Source organism: Ruegeria sp. AB8 (assembly GCF_056542605.1).
On sequence record NZ_JBQGAB010000010.1, the window covers coordinates 94424 to 115672 of the forward strand.

Consider the following 21249-nt stretch of genomic DNA (forward strand, 5'->3'; position numbering starts at 1 on the left):
TGGCGCGACGTTATGGGTTGCGGCGATGCGCTGCAAGCGGTGCCGGGCACGTAAATCCGGCGTGCTGACGCCACGCCAATCCGGCAGGTCCGCCGAAAAGCGATGGCGAATATGTTGCCTATCGGAAACTTCCGCTCTAATTGAAGCCGGCATACAGTGGCGTACAATTGCGGGAGATGTCGAATATGAGCAGTAGAGAAGCCCGGAACGGTTTGCAGATCGCCGTTGAACTGGCAGATTTCATCGAAAACCGGGCGCTGCCCGGAACGGGCCTTTCATCCGAGGATTTTTGGTCGGGTCTGTCCCGGATGGTTCAGGAGCTGGGGCCGAAGAACAAAGCGTTGCTGGCAAAACGGGCCGAGATCCAAGGCCGGGTCGACGGCTGGCATCTGGCCCGAACGGGGCAGGATCATGATGCCGCCGCGTATCAGGCTTTCCTGCGAGAGATTGGATACCTTGTCGAGGAAGGTGCCGATTTTCAGATCGAAACCGCCAAGGTCGATCCGGAGATCGCTCTGACGCCCGGACCTCAGCTGGTGGTGCCAATCACCAACGCCCGCTTTGCGCTGAACGCCGCCAACGCGCGGTGGGGCAGCCTGTATGATGCGCTTTATGGCACTGACGCGATGGGCGATCTGCCCGAGGGTAAAGGATACGATACCGCACGGGGTGCCCGCGTGATCGCATGGGCCAAGGCGTTTCTGGATGACGCAGTACCGCTGGAAAATAGTTCGTGGTCCGACGTTTCGGACCTGAGCGTCGAAGGCGGTGCGCTGGTGCCCGCGCTGGCCGATCCCGCAGGTTTCGTTGGCTTTGGCGGTTCCGCTGACAAGCCTGAGTTCGTGGTACTGAAGAATAACGGTCTTCACGTGCAGATCATGATCGACCCGTCCAGCAATATTGGTGCCTCCGACCCCGCAGGCATCGCTGATGTGCGCCTGGAATCGGCGCTGTCCACTATCATGGACTGCGAGGATTCGGTGGCTTGCGTGGATGCCGCCGACAAGGTTGTGGCCTACAGCAACTGGCTGGGTCTGATGAAGGGCGACCTGACCGAAGAGGTTTCGAAAGGTGGCCGGACATTCACCCGAAAGCTGGCTGGCGACGTTGAATACACCGCCGTTGGCGGCGAAACCGCGGCGCTGAAGGGCCGCTCGCTGATGTTGATCCGAAACGTCGGCCATCTGATGACCAACTCCGCCGTTCTGGATGGCGAGGGTAATGAGATCGGCGAGGGGTTGATGGATGCGCTTTGCACCACGCTGATCGCGATGCACGATCTGCGGCGCGAGGGGGGCAACTCGGTCGAAGGGTCGGTTTACGTGGTCAAGCCCAAGATGCACGGGCCGGAAGAAGTGGCGTTCTCGGTCGAAATTTTCGACATGGTCGAGGATATTCTGGGCTTGCCGCGCAACACAGTGAAACTGGGCATCATGGATGAGGAGCGCCGTACGTCGGTCAATCTAAAGGAATGTATCCGCGCTGCAAAATCGCGGGTGGCCTTTATCAACACCGGCTTTCTGGACCGCACCGGGGATGAGATTCACACCTCGATGGAGGCCGGCCCGATGCTGCCGAAAGGCGACATCAAGAACACGCCCTGGATTGCGTCCTATGAGGATCGCAACGTTGATATCGGTCTGGCCTGCGGCCTGAAGGGCAAGGCTCAGATCGGAAAGGGCATGTGGGCGATGCCCGACCGGATGGGCGACATGCTGGACCAAAAGATCGGCCACCCGAAATCCGGCGCGACCTGTGCCTGGGTGCCTTCGCCAACCGCCGCTACACTGCATGCGACCCACTATCACAAGGTTGATGTTCTGGCCCGTCAGGACGAACTGGCGGCCGGCGGCGCGCGCGGCACGCTTGAGGATCTGCTGACCGTGCCCCTGCTGGGCGGGCGCAACCTGAGCGAAGAGGAAATCACTCGTGAGGTCGAGAACAACGCGCAAGGCATTCTGGGTTATGTGGTGCGATGGGTCGATCAGGGTGTCGGATGCTCGAAAGTGCCGGACATTCATGACATTGGCCTGATGGAGGACCGCGCGACCTGCCGGATTTCTTCGCAAGCGCTGGCCAACTGGCTGCATCATGATGTGATTGACGAAGGCCAGGTGATGGCCGCAATGCGCAAGATGGCCGCCGTCGTCGATCGCCAGAATGCGGATGATCCGGAATATTCTCCCATTGCGCCCGGTTTTGATGGTATCGCCTTTCAGGCGGCTTGCGATCTGGTTTTCAAGGGGCGGGTGCAGCCCTCGGGCTATACCGAGCCGGTTTTGCATGCACGGCGGCTGGAAAAGAAAGCCAGTTTGGGTTGAGTTGCACGGGCGGGAACGAGGGGGCTGTCTGCCCCCTCGCGCTCCCCCGAGGATATTTTGGGCCAGATGAAAGGGATCAGGGATGGCTATTTCCTTGCGCAAGGCGCGCACCATCATTCGAAAGTCGTTGGAAAAAGCGCATGAGATGGAGTTGAAGCCACTCTCGGTGGTTGTGTTGGATGCCGGCGGTCACGTCATCGCATTCGAGCGTGAGGACGGCGCGGCCCCGGGGCGCTTTGGAATAGCGCACGGCAAGGCCTATGGGGCGGTCATGTTGGGCATGGCGGGTACTGCGCAGATGCAGCGCGCCGAGGCTCAGGCCTATTTCATGGCGGCGGTAAATGGCGTTTATGGCGGTCAGGTCGTGCCTGTTCCGGGTGGCGTCCTGCTGCGCGACAAAAAGGGTGCCGTAATTGGTGCGGTTGGGGTGACCGGCGATACGTCGGACAACGACGCGGCGGCGGCCCTGGCTGGCATCGAAGCCGCGGGTCTGACGGGCGAGATCTGACACGCAACGTTATGTCGTGGCCGGTGTGGAGGCTGAAGAACCGCCATTAGGAACTTATTCCCTCTATTGGTGACATTGCTGGAACAGTTTCCTGAATATTGATCGAAAATTGGAAAAAATTGTGCAGTTGTGAACAGGAGCTTGCGCTGAGATGCAGGGTGTGTGCTATTGCACGTCTCATCTGCTGCCGATAGTTTTCAGCTAGATCTGGAAACGTTTTGGAAAACAACAATGTCACGACCCGTGGTTGGTATCATCGGTAACTCGTATCTGATGAACGATCAATACCCGACGCATGCCGGCGGTACGATGAATTCCGATGCGGTGGCGAATGTTTCGGGTTGCCTGCCGATGCTGATCCCGGCAGACCCCAGATATGTAGCCGTCGATGAACTGCTTGAGGTCTGCGACGGCTTCCTGCTGACAGGTGGGCGCCCCAATGTTCACCCGGAGGAGTATGGCGAACTGGCCACTGAAGCGCATGGGGAATTCGACCGGGCGCGCGATGCGATAACTTTGCCACTGGTCCGGGCCTGTGTTGAGCGAGGTCAGCCGTTTTTTGGAATTTGCCGTGGGTTTCAGGAAGTCAACGTGGCATTGGGTGGGACGCTATACCCCGAAATCCGTGATCTGCCCGGGCGCATGAACCACCGGATGCCGCCCGACGGCACGCTGGAAGAGAAATTCGCCCTGCGCCATGTCGTGACACTGGCCGAGGGTGGTGTGTTCCACCGCCTGATGGGCGCGACCGAGGTGATGACCAATACGTTGCACGGGCAGGGGATCAAGACAGTCGGCCACAGGATCGAAATCGACGGCCATGCACCGGACGGCACACCCGAGGCGATCTATGTCAAAGACGCCCCGGGGTTCACCCTGTCCGTGCAGTGGCATCCGGAATGGGATGCTGTGAATGATCCTGTGTCACGGCCATTGTTCGAAGCATTTGGAGCGGCGGTGCGGGCCTGGGCGACTGGATCGGAAGCTGGACTGTTTCAACAAACCGCGTGACTTGCGCTGGCCCCGCAAAACGGGACCGGTCGGGTTGCATCAAACCAGCAGATTGAACTGATTAATCAGTGGCAGAGACCGAGCGCGTTCTCCGGTTAGGTCAAACAGCGCGTTGCCCAGTGCCGGCATTGATGGCGGCGTGCCGGGTTCTCCTGCGCCGCCCAGGTGACGGTTGGTTTCCAGTACGCGCACTTCGACTTCCGGGGCCGTGTGCATACGAACGGCGTCATAGTCGGGGAAGTTGAACTGTTCGACCTCGCCATCGGCAAAGGTTATTTCACCAAAGCAGGCCGCTGACAGGCCGTACATCATGCCGCCGAACATCTGCGCCTTGACGTTATCGGGGTCCAGCGCAATGCCCATATCGCAGGCAATCCAAGCCTTGCTGATGCGGATGCTGCCGTCTTCGTCAACGACTTCGATCACTTGCGCTACCGGAGTGCCGAAGCTGTAGGTGAAGGCGACCCCACGGCCAACTCCGTCCGGGGTCTGGCCGGTCCAGCCCGACATGTCGCGCACCGCTTCCAGACACCCGGCCGATGGCGCGTGTTCGCTCTTCATCAGCTCCAGCCGGAATTCCAGTGGATCGCGGCCGGCGGCATGGGCCATTTCATCCACGAAAGTTTCGTGGAAGAACCCGTTGTGACTGTTGCCGACCGAACGCCAGAAGCCGACGGGAATATCCAGATCGGCGATGTGGCCGCTGATGCGATAGTTCGGCACGGCATATGGCTGGTTGAACAGCCCTTCGACAAGTACCTTGTCGGGGCCGCCGCCGGCGAACCCGGTCACGCGAGACACGGCCTGATGTGTGCAGGATTGCGAGGCGACCCGACCGTCAATCAGAACCGCCTGACCGTCTTTGACCGCACCGCGCATCCGGGCCATTGCGCCGGGACGATAGAAGTCGTGGCGCATGTCCTCTTCCCGGCTCCAGGTCGTCAGAACCGGAGTGTTCGGCATGGCCAAGGCGATTTTTGTGGCGATGACCCCAAAGTCAAACTCCAGCCGACGGCCATAGCCCCCGCCCAGATAGGTGGTATGAACCTCAACCGCATCGGTCTCGAGATTGGCCGCTTCGCCAATTTTGATCTGCATGAAGGTCGGGGCCTGGTTGCCGCCCCAGAATTCCAGCTTGTTGCCGGAAAACAGCGCGGCAGCCGTCATCGGTTCCATTGTCGCGTGGGCCAGGTAGGGCACGATGTATTCTGCGGAAATCTCGGTGGCGCCTTCCGGCAGAGTGCTGACGTCGCCGTCATCGCGCATGGTCGAGTTCGGGTCGTTCTCGAACGCCTCGCTGATCCTGGCAAAGATTGCCTCTGTCCCGGGCGGATAGGGCGCGTCGCCCCAATCCACGTCAATGGCTTCGACTGCCTGATTGGCCAGCCATGTATTGGTGGCAATGACAGCAACGCCGGTGCCCAGGTCGACGATTTTCTCGACCCCAGGCATTGACTTCGCGGCGGTGTCGTCAAAGCCGTTCATCTGGCCACCCAGTTTCGGGTTCATGCGGACCGAGGCGAACTTCATTCCGGGCAGGCGTACATCGATTGCGAATTCGGCGGTGCCGGTTGCCTTTTCGGCCATGTCCAGACGCGGTTGGGGCCGGCCAAGGTAACGCCATTCCGAGGGGTCACGCAGCGGTGCCTCGATCGGGTCGAGCTTAGCCACATCCCCGGCCAGTTCGGTGTAGGGTATCTTGTCGCCATTCGGGGCAACCACATGGCCCGAGGCCGTTTTCAGGGCACTGCGGTCCACGCCCAGACGGTCGGCGGCAGCCTGTTTCAGCGTTTCGCGGGCCGAGGCACCGGCTTCCCGCATCCGCTCGAACCCGTCCTTCATCGAGGTCGAGCCGCCAGTCACATGCAGGCTGAGCACTTTGCCGATCCCGCCCAAAGCTTCACCCAGATTGTGCTGGAAATCAGAGATGTCGTAGCCCTTGTTCGGCAAGCCTTCACCGATCATGGCCGTGTTGTAATACGCTTGCGCCGCCGGGCCGTGCAGGACGGTGATCTGGTCCAGATCCACGTCCAGTTCTTCCGCGATCAGTGCGGCCCAGGTGGTTTTCACGCTCTGCCCCATCTCGGCGCGGGGTGCAAAGAGGGTAACGCCGTTCTGGTCGATCAGAACGAACGGGTTCAGCGCCGCCTCGCCTTTGCCAGGTTTGAGCGGATTGGCGACCGGGCGGCTGACATAGTAGGCGCCGAACGCCACGCCGCCGACAATTGCGGCTGAACCGATCAGGAACGTGCGGCGGAGGATTTTACCAACAGATGCCATAATTTACGCCTCGTTTATCTTGGACGCCGCATCGTGAATCGCGGCGCGAATGCGGGGATAGGTGCCACAGCGGCACAGGTTGCCCTGCATCGCCTCGTCGATATCGCTGTCGCTTGGGACGGGGTTTTCCGCCAGCAGCGCAGCGGCCTGCATGATCTGGCCTGACTGGCAATAACCGCATTGCGCGACCTGATGATCGACCCAGGCCTGCTGTATGGTCGCCATCGCGTCCGGGGTGCCGATACCTTCTATTGTGGTCACGTCACCCCAAACGTCCGATAGCGCAACCTGGCACGAGCGTACCGCCTCGCCATCAATATGGACGGTGCAGGCCCCACAGGCTGCCACGCCGCAGCCGAATTTGGTCCCGGTCAGGCCGACCTCATCCCGCAAGACCCAAAGCAGGGGGACGTCATCGGGCAGGTCAATCTGATGCTGCTTTCCATTGATCTTAAGGGCGGTCGCCATGGCGCACCTCTCGTAGCTGTCGCGGTTTATGACACAATTGTTGAAAAGTGTCAGGATGTCAATTGACAAAATAAACAAAAAATGTCACGAATTTGAGCATGACAGAAGCAGTTGGCGATATACGGCAAAAAGCGATCCTGGACTCGGCCTTTCAGGCATTTGCAACGTACGGATTTCGCAAGACATCAATGGACGACATAGCGCGGGGCGCGGGGATGTCCCGACCGGCCGTGTATCTGCACTACAAGAACAAAGAAGCGATCGTCAGAAAGCTGACCGAACTCTACTATGCGGAAAAAAGCGCAGCGGTTGCTGCCGCGCTGGCGTCGCCCGGTTCCGTGCCGGACGTGTTGAAGCGAGCAATACGGGCGCAGACCGAAGGAATGGCAGCCATTCTGGCGCTGCCGCACGGGCTTGAACTGCTGGATAACACCAAGTCCATGTCTTCCGAGATCATCTCGGAGGGTGAGGCCATGCTGGCGGGGCTTTACGCAGACTGGCTGTCACACCAACAACAAGCTGGGCGCGTTCGGTTGTTCGCGGACGCGGTCGAAACCGGCCGGACCATTTCAGCGACGCTCAAGGGGCTGAAACTGACCGGAGCGGGTGCCGAGGTTTACGAACAACAGGTTGGCCAGGTGGCCGACCTGTTTGGCGCCGGGCTCGAGGTCAGGTGACGCGCTGGCGAATTTTGTATTCCGGCGCATCCCACAATCTGTTCTGCATGATATCTGCAAGGATTTCGACCGCGCGTTCGACATCCTGTTCATCGATGTAGAGCGGCGTGAAGCCAAAGCGCATTATGTCCGGGGCCCGGAAATCTCCGATCACGCCGCGCGCGATCAGGGCCTGCATCGCGGCATAGCCCTCGGTGAAATGGAATGAGACCTGACTGCCGCGCAGGTTCGGATCTCGCGGGCTGGCCAGATGCAGACCAGGGCAGGTGGCTTCGACGCGCGCAACGAAAAGCTCGGTCAGTTCGATGGACTTGGCGCGCACGTCGTTCATGTCTGCCAGATCCCAGACATCCATTGCTGATGCAAGCGCGCTCATCTGAATGACCGGGGGGGTGCCGACCCGCATTCTTTCGATCCCGCTGCCCGGACGGTAATCCAGATCAAAGGCAAATGGCGCTTCGTGACCCAGCCAGCCGGACAGTGCCGGCCTGACGCTGTCAGTCAGACGTGGTGCGACATAGATAAAGGCTGGTGCGCCGGGACCACCGTTGAGGTACTTGTATGTACAGCCCACTGCAAAATCTGCGTTGCAGCCCGACAGGTCAACGGGGATTGCGCCCGCGGAATGGGCCAGGTCCCAGACTGTAACTGTGCCGTTCGAATGCGCCTGTTCCGTCAGCGCCTTCATGTCGTGCATGCATCCCGAGCGATAGTCCACTTCCGTCAGCATCAGAACGGCAACGTCTTCGGCAATGTTCGCGGCCACGTCTTCGGGGGCGACCACACGCAACTCATAATCCGGTCCGAGTGAGCGCAGAAGCCCGTCCGCCATGTAAAGGTCCGAGGGGAAGTTTCCGTTGTCCGACAGAACAACCTTGCGGTTGGGGCATAGCTCCAGCGCGGACGCCACGGCCTGATATACCTTGATCGACAATGTGTCGCCGACCACAACGCTGCCGGGTTCGGCCCCGATCAGCCGCCCTATACGATCACCCAGCCCGGTCGGCATTCCCATCCAGCCTGCCTTGTTCCAGCCGGTGATCAGCATTTGCCCCCATTCGTTGGCCATCATGTCCTGCACACGTGCGCCCGCCGCCTTGGGCAAAGGGCCGAGCGAATTGCCATCCAGATAAATCACGCCCTCGGGCAGGTCGAACATGGCTTTGGTTGCGGCAAAATCGGTCATTCAGGGCTCATCTTATTGTGCTTCGGATCAGTGTTTCCCCGGGCCTATCTGATCGGAAACCGCCTGTCCATCGATGCGACATCCTGAGCTTTGCCATTTTGGCCCGAAAGCGGTAGGACGTCGTTCAGAAGCGACATGATCGCGCGTGTCGTCAATCACAGGAAATGTGCGTGCAACGGATTGATGTACCACCCGTCTGGCTTTTGGGATTCGCCGTGCTCGCGTGGCTGCAGGGACGTCATCTGTCGTTGGATCTGTCGCTGGAAAGCGGCCTGACCGATCTTTTGAGTGGCATCCTGATCGGAGGGGGCATTCTTCTGGCCGTGTTGGCCATCGTCGAATTCCGCCGCCACAAAACCACCGTTATTCCGCACGAAACACCAACCGCGATGGTGCGATCGGGCATCTACAAGCGCAGCCGCAATCCGATTTATCTGGGGGATGTTCTGATCCTGGCCGGTCTGATTCTGCGTTTTGATGCAGTGCTTTCGCTGGTTTTGGTGCCGGTCTTTGTCTGGGTCCTGGAACGCCGTTTTATCCTGCCGGAAGAAGACCGTCTGCGCCGGACATTCCGCGCCGATTTTGCCCGCTATGAACGGGAAACACGGCGGTGGATATGAGTGGGTTGCGGCGATGATCCAACGTCAAAAATGCTGCGCTTGCGAAATAATGTTGCGCAGGATACATGTTTGCTTATCAAACAATACCGACCACCTGCTCAGATTGAGTCAAAATTAGGGGGATAGCACCGGTGAAAATAGGCACACCGAAGGAAAGACTGGACGGAGAGAACCGGGTTGCGATGACGCCGGACTCTGCCGTGCAATTGCAGAAGCTGGGCTATGAGTGCCTGATCGAGAAGGGCGCGGGTGCCGCTGCCGGGTTCTCGGATGCGGCCTATGAGGCTGCGGGTGTCGAGGTGGTCAAGACCGCGGCGGCGCTTTGGAAGGCGGCCGATATTGTCGCCAAGGTGCGCCAACCGACCGATGTGGAATTGAAGCGGCTGACCAAGGGCAAGACGCTGATCTCGTTCTTCAACCCTGCGGGCAACGAAGAAGGCATGGAACTGGCCAAATCCAAGGGCGCAAACGTGATCGCCATGGAAATGGTGCCGCGTATTTCGCGCGCGCAGAAGATGGACGCACTATCGTCGATGGCCAATATCGCGGGTTACCGCGCCGTGATCGAGGCGGGCAACAACTTTGGTCGCTTTTTCACCGGTCAGGTGACGGCGGCGGGTAAAGTGCCGCCTGCAAAGGTGCTGATCGTTGGCGCCGGTGTGGCCGGTCTGGCGGCCATCGGGACCTCGACCTCGCTGGGCGCGATCACCTATGCGTTCGACGTGCGCCCGGAAGTGGCCGAGCAGGTCGAGTCCATGGGTGCTGAATTCGTCTATCTGGACTTTGAAGAAGACCAGCAGGACGGCGCGGCCACCGGTGGCTATGCCTCGGTCCAGTCCGAAGAGTTCCGCAACGCGCAGCTGGCCAAGTTCCGCGAACTTGCGCCCGAGATGGACATCGTCATCACCACGGCGCTGATCCCGAACCGCGAAGCGCCCGAGCTTTGGACCAAGGACATGGTTGAAAGCATGAAGCCCGGCTCGGTGATCGTCGATCTGGCGGCGGAAAAGGGCGGCAACTGCAAGCTGACCGTGGCGGACGAGAAGATCGTGACCGACAATGGCGTGACCATCATCGGCTACACCGACTTCCCCAGCCGGATGGCAGCACAGTCCTCGTCTTTGTATGCGACCAACATCCGTCACATGATGACCGACCTGACGCCCGAAAAGGACGGTCAGATTAATCATGACATGGAAGATGACGTGATCCGCGGCTCGACTGTGACATTCGTGGGCGAGATTACCTTCCCGCCGCCGCCGCCCAAAGTGCAGGCGATTGCGGCGCAGAAGAAACCGGAAGTCAAGGAACTGACCCCGGAAGAGAAGAAGGCGCAGGAGATTGCGGCCTTCAAGGCGCAGACCAAGCAGCAGTTTACCCTGCTGGGTGTGGGCGGCGCGCTGATGTTGCTGGTGGGGCTGATCGCTCCGGCCAGTTTCATGCAGCACTTCATCGTCTTTGTGCTGGCGATCTTTGTGGGCTTCCAGGTGATCTGGAACGTTTCGCACAGCCTGCACACCCCGCTGATGGCGATCACCAACGCGATCTCGTCGATCATCATCGTTGGGGCCTTGATGCAGATTGGGTCGGGGTCCTTCCTGGTCATCCTGCTGGCGGCGCTGTCCGTCTTCATGGCCGGGATCAACATCTTCGGTGGCTTCCTCGTAACCCGGCGCATGCTTGCCATGTTCCAGAAATCTTAAGGAGGCCGGGCACATGGAATTTGGCTTCACTACTGCTGCCTATGTTGTTGCGGCTGTTCTGTTCATCCTTTCGCTCGGCGGTCTGTCGAACCAGGAAAGCGCCAAGCGCGCGGTCTGGTATGGCATCGTCGGTATGGCGCTGGCGGTCTTCGCCACGCTGGTTGGTCCCGGTTCGGGACTGTGGCTGCTGTCGCTGCTGCTGATCGCCGGCGGCGGTTTCATCGGCCAATACGTGGCGCAGCGCGTGCAGATGACCGAGATGCCGCAGCTTGTCGCAGCTATGCACTCGCTGGTGGGTCTGGCGGCTGTGTTCGTCGGCTTCAACGCTCATTTCGAAATCGGTAACGTGGCGCAGGTCATGGCGATTGCCGACAGTGCGTCTCAGGCGGATCTTTCCGATCTGGGCGCATTTGCTAAGCTGATCGCCAAGAAGACCGCGGCGGAACTGGCAATCCTGCATGTCGAATTGTACCTCGGCATCTTCATCGGTGCGATTACCTTTACCGGTTCGGTTGTCGCCTATGGCAAGCTGGCGGGTAAGGTGACGAGCGCCGCAACCAAACTGCCCGGCGGTCACGCGCTGAACGCGGCGGCTGCCGGTCTCTCGCTGATCTGCCTGATCTGGTACACCTCGTCGGGTGGCCTGTTCCCGCTGATCCTGATGACGCTGGCGGCGCTGTTTATCGGTTACCACCTGATCATGGGTATCGGAGGCGCTGACATGCCGGTGGTTGTGTCGATGCTGAACAGCTACTCGGGCTGGGCCGCTGCGGCGATCGGCTTCTCGCTGGGCAACGACCTGCTGATCGTGGTCGGCGCGCTGGTGGGCTCGTCCGGTGCGATCCTGTCCTACATCATGTGTAAGGCGATGAACCGTCACTTTGTCAGCGTGATCCTGGGCGGCTTCGGTGGCCCGCAGGGCGAGCAGATGGCGGTCGAGGGCGAGCAGGTGGCGATCGACGCAGATGGAGTTGCGGCCGCGCTGAACGACGCTGACAGCGTGATCATCATCCCGGGCTACGGTATGGCCGTCGCGCAGGCGCAGCAGTCCGTTTCTGAGCTGGTCCGCAAGCTGCGCGCCAAGGGCAAAGAGGTGCGTTTTGCGATCCACCCCGTAGCCGGTCGTCTGCCGGGCCATATGAACGTTCTGCTGGCCGAAGCGAAAGTGCCGTATGACATCGTTCTTGAAATGGATGAGATCAACGAGGACTTCCCCGACACGGATGTCGCCATCGTCATCGGTTCGAACGACATTGTGAACCCTGCGGCGCAGGAAGACCCCAACAGTCCCATTGCCGGCATGCCGGTTCTGGAATGCTGGAAGGCCAAGCAGGTGTTCGTGTCCAAGCGTGGTCAGGGTACTGGCTATTCGGGCATCGAAAACCCGCTGTTCTTCAAGGAAAACACCCGCATGTTCTATGGCGACGCCAAGGCGAGCCTGGACAAGCTGCTGCCCATGATCGACTGATCGGCAGGCTGAACAATATTGCAAAGGGCGCCAGACGGCGCCCTTTTCTTTTTTTGATATGCAGGAGGCTTTGCCTCCTGACCTCCAGGATATTTTTGGCCAGATGAAGCAAGCGGGGCGTGCTAGGCTGGGCAGGACAGGTTGTTGACAGGAGGGCGTTGATGGAAAAGGTGAACGGCATCGGCGGCGTGTTTTTCCGCGCGCGTAATCCGAAAGCGTTGTCCGCCTGGTACGAGACACATCTGGGGGTCAATCACTACGATCCTGTCCCCTGGAAACAGCGCGAGGGGTACACGGTGTTTGCTCCATTCGATCAGGAGACCGAATATTTCGGCCGGTCAGAGCAACAGTGGATGATCAACTTCCGCGTCGATGATCTGGCAGCGTTAATCGCTCAGCTTGAGGCAGCAGGTATCCAGGTCGAAACCCGCGATGAGTGGGACAGTGAGGTCGGGAAGTTCGCTCGTATTTGCGACCCTGAAGGCAATCCGATCGAGCTCTGGCAGCCAAATCAATAGGATAGCGCCACTGTATGCGGTGGTATTCACGTAAGCTTATGAAATAAAACAATAATTGATGTATTTTGAATGCGGGGTATAGTGGCCTGGAGTCAGGGAGCTAACAATGACGCCCATCCAGGATCATCCGCTGCGCTATGCGCTGGCCAATGAATTGCACGCGCGCCCGTTTCCGGTGGCGAAAACGCCCTGTACGGTGGTGTTTCTGGCCATCAAGAAGCCCGTTGCGGCGGCAGCGCGGGATCGTGATGAAGATATTGCGCATCTGACGGATTTGCTGAACCGCCACGGAGCGCCGCATCCGCAGCCCGGGGCCACGCATTATGCCGGGCAGATCGGACGCCACTGGCTCAAATGGGAGCAGCACGCTGAATTCGTAACGTATACGGCCATTGCGCAGAATGTCAGTGACCGCCCGTTCAATCCGGCGGACTTCGAAATTTTTCCGCCCGACTGGCTGATGGCAAGCCCCGGTCAGCGCGTAACCTCGGCGATGCTGCGGGTGGTGGAATGCAAGGATGATGACTCCGTGAAGCCGATGCTTGCGGATTGGTTCGAACCGGAAAGCCTGGCGGTGGCCCGCGTTTTGGATGACGCCGCCATTTGCGCCAGCGATTTTCGCATCGACCCGGCGGGGCATATGCGCTTTGCCGTTTTTGTCCGTGACGGGACCAATCAGCGCCGGACTGGCCGTATCATTCAGCGTCTGTGTGAAATCGAGACCTACAAGGCAATGTCCATGCTGGGCTTTGCGCGGGTGAAACAACTGATGCCGCGCATAGGCGAACTGGACGGGAAGCTGACGGAATTGATGAGGCAGATGACCGTCAGTTCGTCCAAGCCGGATGAATTATTGCCGCAACTTTTGTCCACGTCGATCGAACTGGAAACCCTGTCGGCCCAATCCTCTTTCCGCTTTGGAGCGTCGGGCGCCTATGAAGCCATCGTCAACCAGCGGATCGAAATCCTGCGCGAGGAGCGGTTCGAGGGCGGCCAGTCCTTTGCCGATTTCATGATGCGCCGCTATGACCCGGCAATGCGCACCGTGAAGTCGGCCGAGCGCCGCCTGCAAGCCTTGTCGGACCGTGCCATCCGCGCCGGCGACCTGTTGCGGACACGGGTGGATGTGGAACGAAGTGCGCAGAACCAGGCGCTGTTGGAAAGCATGGACCGGCGCGCGGATCTGGCCTTACGACTTCAGCACACGGTAGAAGGTTTGTCGGTTGTTGCAATCAGCTATTATGCGGTGTCTTTGGTCAGCTATCTTTTGTATCCGCTGACGAGCGCGGGCATCAGCAAGGGAATGCTGACGGCCGCCGTGACATTGCCGGTTGTCGCAGGCGTTTGGGTCGGTGTTCGCCATATCCGCAAGCGGCTGTCCTAGATCACGTTTGCGAAAATCCATCAGGCCTGTAGAACGGGGCTGGCAGGTTTGCCCGGCAAGAGGGGTTTTTCGTGATCGGAATAATGGTCGCATGGCGCGCCGTCGCGGCCATGTTCATCCTGAACGGTGCCTTGTTCGGCATCTGGGCATCGCGCATTCCCGCGGTGCGTGACAGGCTGGAGCTGACGCACGAGGCGTTGGGTTATGGCTTGCTGTTCATGGCGGCAGGGGCGGTGTGTTCATTTCCAGTGACGGGGCGTCTGACCGACCGTTTCGGAGCCGTCGTCATCACGCGTGTGATTGCCGTTCTCTACACGCTTTCGCTGATCCTTCTGGCTCTGGCAGGCGGTTTCTGGGCGCTGGCTGTGTTTCTGTTCATCTTTGGGGCATTCCACGGGTCGATGGACGTGGCGATGAACGCCTGGGCGGCCGAGGTAGAGCAGGCTTACGATAAACCCCTCATGTCCTCGTTTCACGCAATGTGGAGCCTTGGGGCCGGGCTGGGGGCGCTCAGCGGTTACATGGCGGTCCAGATGGGGCTGACCGTGATCACTCATTTCCTGCTGGCGGGTGGGATTGTCGTAGGGTTTGCGCTTGCCCTGTCATGGGTGCGCTGGACGTCAAAACTGTCGGAAAGCGCGGGCGGCGCCGTTTTTGCATGGCCGTCCGGTGCTTTGGTTCTTGTTGGAGTTACGGCCCTGTGTGGTGCGTTGGGCGAGGGAGCGGTCGCGGACTGGAGCGCGGTCTACCTGCGAGATGTCACGGAAGCGACCGAAGGTGTTGCAGCGTTGGGTTATGCGGTGTTTTCGGTTGCCATGGTTGCACTCAGGCTGGCAGGTGGTGTGTTCATAGCCCGGTTCGGGCCGGTCAGCATTGCAAGGTTCGGTGGTGTCTGTGCGGCCATCGGGGTGTTTTGCGTGATATCCGCTGCGGCGACCTCGCTGGCTTTGTTCGGCTTTGCTTTGATGGGGATCGGTTATGCCGTCATCATGCCTCTGGCATTCAGTCGCGCCGCGAATGACCCGCTGGTGCCCCCCGGACAGGCAATTGCCAGTGTTGCAACGCTTGGATATGGCGGGTTGCTGATCGGGCCACCATTGATCGGGTTTCTGGCCGAATTGTTTGGCCTGAGAATGGCGTTTTCGGTGCTGATACCGCTGGCGGTACTGATCGTCGTGTTGGCCGGCACGCTGAAACGCGCCGGCTGACTTGGTTCAACGTCCGCGAATACGCGGGTCCAGAGCGTCGCGCAGACCGTCACCCAGATAGTTGACGCTTAGCACTGTCAGCGAGATCGCAAGACCGGGCCAGAACACGCGCTCAGGGTATTGCTGCAGATAGTCGACACCGTCAAACAGCAAACGGCCCCAGGTCGGGAAGTCCGGTGGGAAGCCCAGACCCAGGAAGGACAGTGCGCTTTCGGTGATGATCGCGGTGGCGATGCCCAGCGTGGCGGATACCATGATCGGGGACAGCACATTGGGCAGGATGTGCCGTGTGATGATCTGTCCGTTGCTTGTCCCGATCGAGCGTGCGGCCAGAACGAACTCCCGCTCCTTGATCGCCAAAACATCTCCGCGCACGATCCGTGCGGTCGGCATCCATGACGTGACGCCGATTGCAGCGACGATCAGAATGAAGATCCCGCGCTCCAGCCCGAATGCCGCCGACAGCGGTTCGCGGAACAGCAGCATCATGACCAGAAGCAATGGCAGCAGGGGCAGGGCCAGGAACAGATCGGTCAGGCGCATCAACGGCCCGTCCAGCCGTTTGAAGAACCCGGCCAGAACGCCGATGAAAGATCCCAGGAACAACGCCAGCAACATCGCGGTGATGCCCACAGAGACCGAGGTTTGCCCGCCTGACATCATACGGGCCAGAATGTCACGGCCCAACTGGTCTGTTCCAAACGGGTGCGACCAGCTTGGCCCCTGATTGCGGGACCGGATGTCGATCTGTGTCGGGTCGATGCTCCACAGATAAGGACCAATGTAGACGCCGGCCACGATGAAGATAAACAGGATGGCCCCGATCATCGCGCCCTTGTGGGTCTTGAACTGATCCCAGACATCGCGCCACTGGCTGCGGGGCGGGGTGGCCAGTTCCTCCAGCACGTCTGCCGTTGGCAGGGCGGTCGAGGCCGGGGCAAGCCCTTCGTCCGGAACCAGAGAATCCGTGCGATCATGATCAGTCATAGCGAATCCTCGGGTCCAGAATGCCATACAGGACGTCTGCGATCAGGTTGAACAGCACGATCAGGACGGCGAAGATGAAGGTCAGGGTCTGCACCATCGGCAGGTCATTGGCCTGAATGGCCCCGATCAGCAACTGGCCGATGCCGTTCACCTTGAAGACCTGCTCGGTAATGATGGCGCCGCCGAAGATGGCCGGGATGCCCAGAGCAATCACGGTGACAACCGGAATCATCGAGTTTCGCAGCACGTGGACCATCACGACGGTGTATTCGCTGAGGCCCTTGGCGCGGGCGGTGCGGACGTAGTCCTGGTTGAGGTTATCCAGCATCGAGGCGCGCATGAACCGGCTGAGTTGTGCGGTGATCTGAAGCGCCAGAACCATGACAGGCATGATCATCTGCTTCAGCTGCACGACAAAACTGTCCCAGCTATCGACCACATGTGTTGTGTCATAGATTGACGGGAACCAGCCAAGTTGGACCGAGAAGATCACGATCACCAGCACGCCCGAGAAGAAGGGCGGGACCGAGAAGCCGACCATCGACACGAATGTGCCCATCTGATCGAACCAGGAATACTGGCGGTACGCGGAATAGATTCCGATGGGCAGCGCGATCAGGATGGCGACCACATAGGCGGTGCCGACGACCCACAGGGTCTGCGGGATACGCTGAACGACGATGTCCATGACGGGCGAGCGGGTCTGCCACGAAATCACACGCAGATCGCCTTCGGAGAAGGTCGTGCCGAACATCGAGTCGATCAGCACCTGCGGTTCAATCCAGAAGAACTGCACGATCCATTTCCAGAACCGGATATGCATCGGCTGCCCGAGGCCAAGCGCCTCGCGCATCTTCTCTTTGACTTCGGGGGGGACGGTAAGCGGAACCTGCGCCATGGGATCGCCGGGTGCGAGTTCAAGCAGCAGGAAGATGACGAGACTGATGAACAGGAGCGTCGGAACGGCCAGAATCAGTCGTCTGATGGTGAAGTTGAGCATCAAAAGGCGCCTTTATTGTGCGTCTTCTTGTTGGAGTGGTGTGCAAATGACCGCGCCCCGATACAGATCGGGGCGCAGCTTTGCAACTTGATGTTTAGGATCCGGTCTTGCGGTACCAGTCTGCTGCATTCCACAGCTCGCTGTCCCAAACATTCAGGATCACGCCACCCAGGGTGTTTGCGTGCGCCGACAGACGGCCACGGTGCACCAGCGGGATCATACCGCCGTTTTCAACCATGATGTCGTTCAGACGACGGGCGATTTTCGCACGCTCTTCCGCACCGGCGGTTTCGGCCAGCTGACCATGCAGCTTGTCGAATTCTTCGTTGCAGAAGCGGCTGATGTTTTCACCCTGCCACTGCGATTCCGGCTTGGGAGCCTTGTCGCACAAGCCGTTGCCCAGATAGGACTGCGGGTCGGTGCCGTTGAAGGTGTTGGCGTACATTTCAACGTCCGCATAGAACTTCTGGAAGGTGTCGGGCGAACCCGGGTCACCGCCGAAGAAGACCGACGCGTTGATGTTGCGCAGCTCGGTTTCGATACCGATCTGGCTCCACCATTCCTTGATCAGCGCCTGGAAGTCCTGACGGACGGCGTTGGTCGAGGTCTGGTAGACGATCTTCAGCGGAACGCCGTCTTTTTCACGCACGCCGTCGCCATCAGAGTCTACGATACCCGCGTCATCCAGCAGTTTCTTCGCACCTTCGATGTCCTGCGTGTCACAGGAAAAGGTGTCCGAATTCACGGCAGCCGGGGCCGGAACCCAGTTACAGGTGACCTGACCGGCCTGGCCATAGCCGATTTCCACCAGCAGCGGACGGTCGATTGCCAGAGACATCGCCTTGTAAACCGCAGGATCCTGCAGGAACGGGTGCGGATGCGCAGCAGTCGAACGCTCGCCTTCCGGCAGATCGGGCGACGGGTTGGTCTGGTTCAGCATGATGCGCTCGACCAGCGGGCCGAAGCCTGCGACCGGAGTGCCCTTGCCGCCTTCCTGCATCTGCTGGATCACCTCGGGTGCCAGCTGCAGGTTCCAGGCATAGTCAAACTCGCCGGTTTCCATCACCGCGCGGCCCGCCGCAGTTGCGTCACCGCCACCTTTGAAAGTCAGCGTCGCAAAGGCAGGTTTTGCCGGATCACGGTAGTTGTCGTTGGCCTTCATGGTGATCACGTCGTTCGGCTTGAACTCAGTGACGACAAACGGGCCGGTGCCGATCGGGTTAAAGTTCTGCTCGGTGCATTCGGGGGCTTTCGCGCCCAGGCAGTCGGCAAACTGTGCGGCCTGAATGATCGGGCTTTCGCCGCCGACAAACGGACCATAGGGGAACGGGGTCGGTGCATCGAACGTGACCTTTACGGTCAGGTCGTCCACTGCTTCGACCGATGTGACACCTTCGAATTTGGTCACCTGCGCGCAGCCACCTTCGGGGTGCATGCAGTAGTCAGCGGTGAATTTCACGTCGGCAGAAGTAAACGGACTACCATCCGACCAGGTGATTCCCGGTGCGATTTTCCAGGTGATCGAGGTCAGATCTTCGCTGACACCGCCGTTTTCAACGGTTGGAATTTCGGATGCCAGATAAGGCACCATGTTGCCGTCCTGGTCGTAGCGGGCGAGCGGTTCGATCACCAGCGATGCCGATTCCACATCCTTGGTACCACCCGAAAGGAACGGGTTCAGGATCGACGGTGCCTGCCAGTAAATGATGCTGACATTGCCGTCCGATCCGCGCTCGGCAAAGGCCATCGGGGCCATCGCCGTGCTTGCAATCGCACCAAGCAAAAGGGTTTTGATTTTCATCATACACTCCATGTTGGACACATTCGTGTCTCGATTATCTCCGCAAGGCCTGCGGGTTTGGCGTTGCCGTGTGGGATTGTAAGGCGCTGAAAAGAAACATGTATGCAAGCCACGCTTCGCGAATTCCGCCATCTCCCAAAAACGGTTACGCGGCGTATCGAAACAGAGTTTTGGAAAATTGCAAGCCTTGCCTTAAGGAAAACCTGCAATGGGTTTGACTTTTCCCTTCCTGCCGCCTTAGCGTTTGGCATTCAAAAATAACAAGCCGCCAAGGGGAGCGTGCGCGTGCTGGATCAGCCTATTGCCCAGATCAAGAATCTCAGGGTCGAATTTCAGACCAAGGATGGTCCGGTGGTCGGGGTCGAAGATGTCTCGTTTTCGGTCAATCCCGGCGAAACCGTATGTATCGTTGGTGAATCGGGTTCAGGGAAATCGGTATCGTCTTTGTCGCTGATGCGGCTGGTGGAATTCGGCGGCGGTGAGATCGCGGGTGGGCAACTGCTGTTTGACCGGCGCGACAAGACCGAAATGGACCTGTCTGGGGCCGATCAGAATCTGATGAAACAGATTCGCGGCAACGAGATCGGAATGATCTTTCAAGAGCCGATGACAGCGCTGAACCCCGTTTTTACCGTCGGCCGGCAGTTGACCGAAGGGTTGCGGATCCACAAGAACCTGTCCAAGTCGCAGGCCGAGGACCGCGCGCTGGAACTGCTGCGTCAGGTCCGCATTCCAGAACCCGAACGGCGACTGAAGCAATACCCGCACGAGTTGTCCGGCGGCATGCGCCAGCGGGTGGTGATCGCCATGGCCATGGCCTGCGAGCCGCGCCTGCTGATTGCGGATGAACCCACCACAGCGCTGGATGTGACCATTCAGGCCGAGATTCTTGCGCTGATGGACCGGCTCAAGCGGGAAACCGGCACGGCGGTGATGTTCATCACGCATGACATGGCGGTTGTGGCGCAGATGGCCGACCGCGTCGTGGTCATGTTCCGCGGCAACAAGGTCGAAGAGGGCACGGTCAAGGAGATCTTTGAGAATCCGCAGCACGACTACACCAAGGCGCTGCTGGCCGCTGTTCCGAAACTGGGCGAAATGCAGGGAAAATCGGCCCCGGAACCGATGAAGCTGCTGGGTGTCGAAGGGCAGAACATCGCGCCAATCCCTGGCACTGAAGAAGTTCTGCTGTCCGTCAAGAACCTGACCACCCGGTTCCCCGTCAAGGGTGGGCTGCTGCGCCGCACGATTTCCAATGTGCACGCGGTCGAAGACGTTTCGTTCACCCTGAACAAGGGCCAGACGCTGAGCCTTGTGGGCGAATCAGGGTGCGGCAAATCTTCGGCGGGTCGGTCGATCCTGCGGCTGGTCGAGCCGATGGCAGGTGAGGTCAATCTGGATGGCCTTGATATCATGAAACTGGATTCTGCGGGTCTGCGCAAAGCGCGGCTGGATATGCAGATGATCTTTCAGGACCCGTTCGCCTCGCTCAATCCGCAGATGCAGCTGATCGATCAGGTGGCCGAACCGATGCGCAACTACGGTGTCGCGTCAGGCTCGGAGTTGCAGGACCGTGTGGCGCAACTGTTCGACAAGGTACAGTTGCCGCGCAGCTTCATGCGTCGTTTCCCGCACGAGATGTCGGGTGGTCAGCGGCAGCGGATCGCGATTGCCCGAGCGCTGGCGCTGAACCCCAAACTGATCGTCGCGGACGAGGCGGTATCGGCGCTTGACGTATCGGTCCAGGCGCAGGTTCTGAACCTGATGATGGAGCTTCAGTCGGAACTTGGCCTCAGCTATCTGTTCATCAGCCACGATATGGCCGTGGTCGAGCGGGTCAGCCACCATGTCGGCGTCATGTATCTGGGCCGCATTGTCGAACTTGGCCCGCGTGCCCGGGTGTTCGAGAACCCGCAGCACGCCTATACTCAGGCGCTGATGAAGGCTGTTCCGATTGCCGATCCGAACCAGCGGAAATCGGAAAAGGATCTGAATTTCAAGCCGATCCCGTCGCCAATTCATCCAATCGGCTATAAACCCGAACCTTCGGAATACCGCGAGGTCGAGCCGGGTCACTTCGTCCTAACCACGGATAGCGGTTACTGATCC

Annotated in this window: 17 protein-coding genes; 11 read left to right on the forward strand and 6 right to left on the reverse strand. The window is 59.6% G+C overall.

Annotated features, from left to right (window positions below):
* The first annotated feature begins 185 nt into the window (after positions 1–185).
* The 3 genes from ACR0CG_RS12230 to ACR0CG_RS12240 all read left to right on the forward strand — a co-directional run bounded on the left by ACR0CG_RS12230 (position 186) and on the right by ACR0CG_RS12240 (position 3840).
* Complete coding sequence (locus ACR0CG_RS12230; RefSeq protein WP_480525178.1) at positions 186–2321, forward strand: malate synthase G; 2136 nt, start codon at positions 186–188, stop codon at positions 2319–2321.
* An 82-nt stretch (positions 2322–2403) separates the two neighbouring features.
* Positions 2404–2829: a GlcG/HbpS family heme-binding protein gene (locus ACR0CG_RS12235; protein ID WP_170615294.1), complete on the forward strand. Its 426-nt coding sequence runs from the start codon at positions 2404–2406 to the stop codon at positions 2827–2829.
* 231 nt (positions 2830–3060) lie between these two features.
* Positions 3061–3840 (forward strand): gamma-glutamyl-gamma-aminobutyrate hydrolase family protein, encoded by a 780-nt coding sequence (locus tag ACR0CG_RS12240; protein WP_480525180.1) that lies wholly within the window; start codon positions 3061–3063, stop codon positions 3838–3840.
* 39 nt (positions 3841–3879) lie between these two features.
* Here the strand turns inward: ACR0CG_RS12240 and ACR0CG_RS12245 are convergent, their stop codons facing one another.
* Both ACR0CG_RS12245 and ACR0CG_RS12250 read right to left on the reverse strand, forming a co-directional pair.
* Entirely contained in the window at positions 3880–6120 is a 2241-nt protein-coding gene (locus ACR0CG_RS12245) for a xanthine dehydrogenase family protein molybdopterin-binding subunit (protein WP_480525181.1), read from the reverse strand.
* A 3-nt stretch (positions 6121–6123) separates the two neighbouring features.
* Complete coding sequence (locus ACR0CG_RS12250; RefSeq protein WP_170806577.1) at positions 6124–6588, reverse strand: (2Fe-2S)-binding protein; 465 nt, start codon at positions 6586–6588, stop codon at positions 6124–6126.
* Between the two features lie 98 nt (positions 6589–6686).
* On the opposite strand from ACR0CG_RS12250, the gene ACR0CG_RS12255 reads away from it, so the two are divergent.
* Positions 6687–7265: a TetR/AcrR family transcriptional regulator gene (locus tag ACR0CG_RS12255; RefSeq protein WP_170615298.1), complete on the forward strand. Its 579-nt coding sequence runs from the start codon at positions 6687–6689 to the stop codon at positions 7263–7265.
* Here ACR0CG_RS12255 and kynU read toward each other — a convergent pair.
* Entirely contained in the window at positions 7258–8451 is a 1194-nt protein-coding gene (gene kynU / locus ACR0CG_RS12260; RefSeq protein WP_480525184.1) for a kynureninase, read from the reverse strand. The genes ACR0CG_RS12255 and kynU overlap by 8 nt on opposite strands.
* Positions 8452–8621: 170 nt before the next feature.
* On the opposite strand from kynU, the gene ACR0CG_RS12265 reads away from it, so the two are divergent.
* The 6 genes from ACR0CG_RS12265 (at position 8622) to ACR0CG_RS12290 (ending at position 15352) form a co-directional block, all read left to right on the forward strand.
* On the forward strand, positions 8622–9071 hold the full coding sequence (locus tag ACR0CG_RS12265; RefSeq protein WP_321254091.1) for an isoprenylcysteine carboxylmethyltransferase family protein: 450 nt from the start codon (positions 8622–8624) through the stop codon (positions 9069–9071).
* A 131-nt stretch (positions 9072–9202) separates the two neighbouring features.
* Positions 9203–10774 (forward strand): Re/Si-specific NAD(P)(+) transhydrogenase subunit alpha, encoded by a 1572-nt coding sequence (locus ACR0CG_RS12270; protein ID WP_480525185.1) that lies wholly within the window; start codon positions 9203–9205, stop codon positions 10772–10774.
* Between the two features lie 13 nt (positions 10775–10787).
* Entirely contained in the window at positions 10788–12242 is a 1455-nt protein-coding gene (locus tag ACR0CG_RS12275) for an NAD(P)(+) transhydrogenase (Re/Si-specific) subunit beta (RefSeq protein WP_480525187.1), read from the forward strand.
* Positions 12243–12403: 161 nt separating this feature from the next.
* Entirely contained in the window at positions 12404–12760 is a 357-nt protein-coding gene (locus ACR0CG_RS12280; RefSeq protein WP_480525189.1) for a VOC family protein, read from the forward strand.
* 106 nt (positions 12761–12866) lie between these two features.
* Positions 12867–14144 carry a DUF3422 family protein gene (locus ACR0CG_RS12285; RefSeq protein ID WP_480525191.1) on the forward strand — a complete coding sequence of 426 codons (1278 nt, stop codon included), beginning with the start codon at positions 12867–12869 and terminating at the stop codon, positions 14142–14144.
* Between the two features lie 71 nt (positions 14145–14215).
* Positions 14216–15352, forward strand: coding sequence for an MFS transporter (locus tag ACR0CG_RS12290; protein ID WP_480525193.1), 1137 nt, complete (start codon positions 14216–14218; stop codon positions 15350–15352).
* Positions 15353–15358: 6 nt separating this feature from the next.
* Here ACR0CG_RS12290 and ACR0CG_RS12295 read toward each other — a convergent pair whose 3' ends face one another.
* The 3 genes from ACR0CG_RS12295 to ACR0CG_RS12305 form a co-directional block, all read right to left on the reverse strand.
* Positions 15359–16339: an ABC transporter permease gene (locus ACR0CG_RS12295; RefSeq protein ID WP_170806572.1), complete on the reverse strand. Its 981-nt coding sequence runs from the start codon at positions 16337–16339 to the stop codon at positions 15359–15361.
* On the reverse strand, positions 16332–17339 hold the full coding sequence (locus tag ACR0CG_RS12300) for an ABC transporter permease (RefSeq protein WP_170615306.1): 1008 nt from the start codon (positions 17337–17339) through the stop codon (positions 16332–16334). The genes ACR0CG_RS12295 and ACR0CG_RS12300 overlap by 8 nt, the downstream gene beginning before the upstream one ends.
* A gap of 94 nt (positions 17340–17433) precedes the next feature.
* Entirely contained in the window at positions 17434–19140 is a 1707-nt protein-coding gene (locus ACR0CG_RS12305; protein ID WP_170615308.1) for a peptide ABC transporter substrate-binding protein, read from the reverse strand.
* Between the two features lie 285 nt (positions 19141–19425).
* On the opposite strand from ACR0CG_RS12305, the gene ACR0CG_RS12310 reads away from it, so the two are divergent.
* Positions 19426–21246 carry an ABC transporter ATP-binding protein gene (locus ACR0CG_RS12310; protein WP_170806571.1) on the forward strand — a complete coding sequence of 607 codons (1821 nt, stop codon included), beginning with the start codon at positions 19426–19428 and terminating at the stop codon, positions 21244–21246.
* Positions 21247–21249 lie beyond the last annotated feature (3 nt).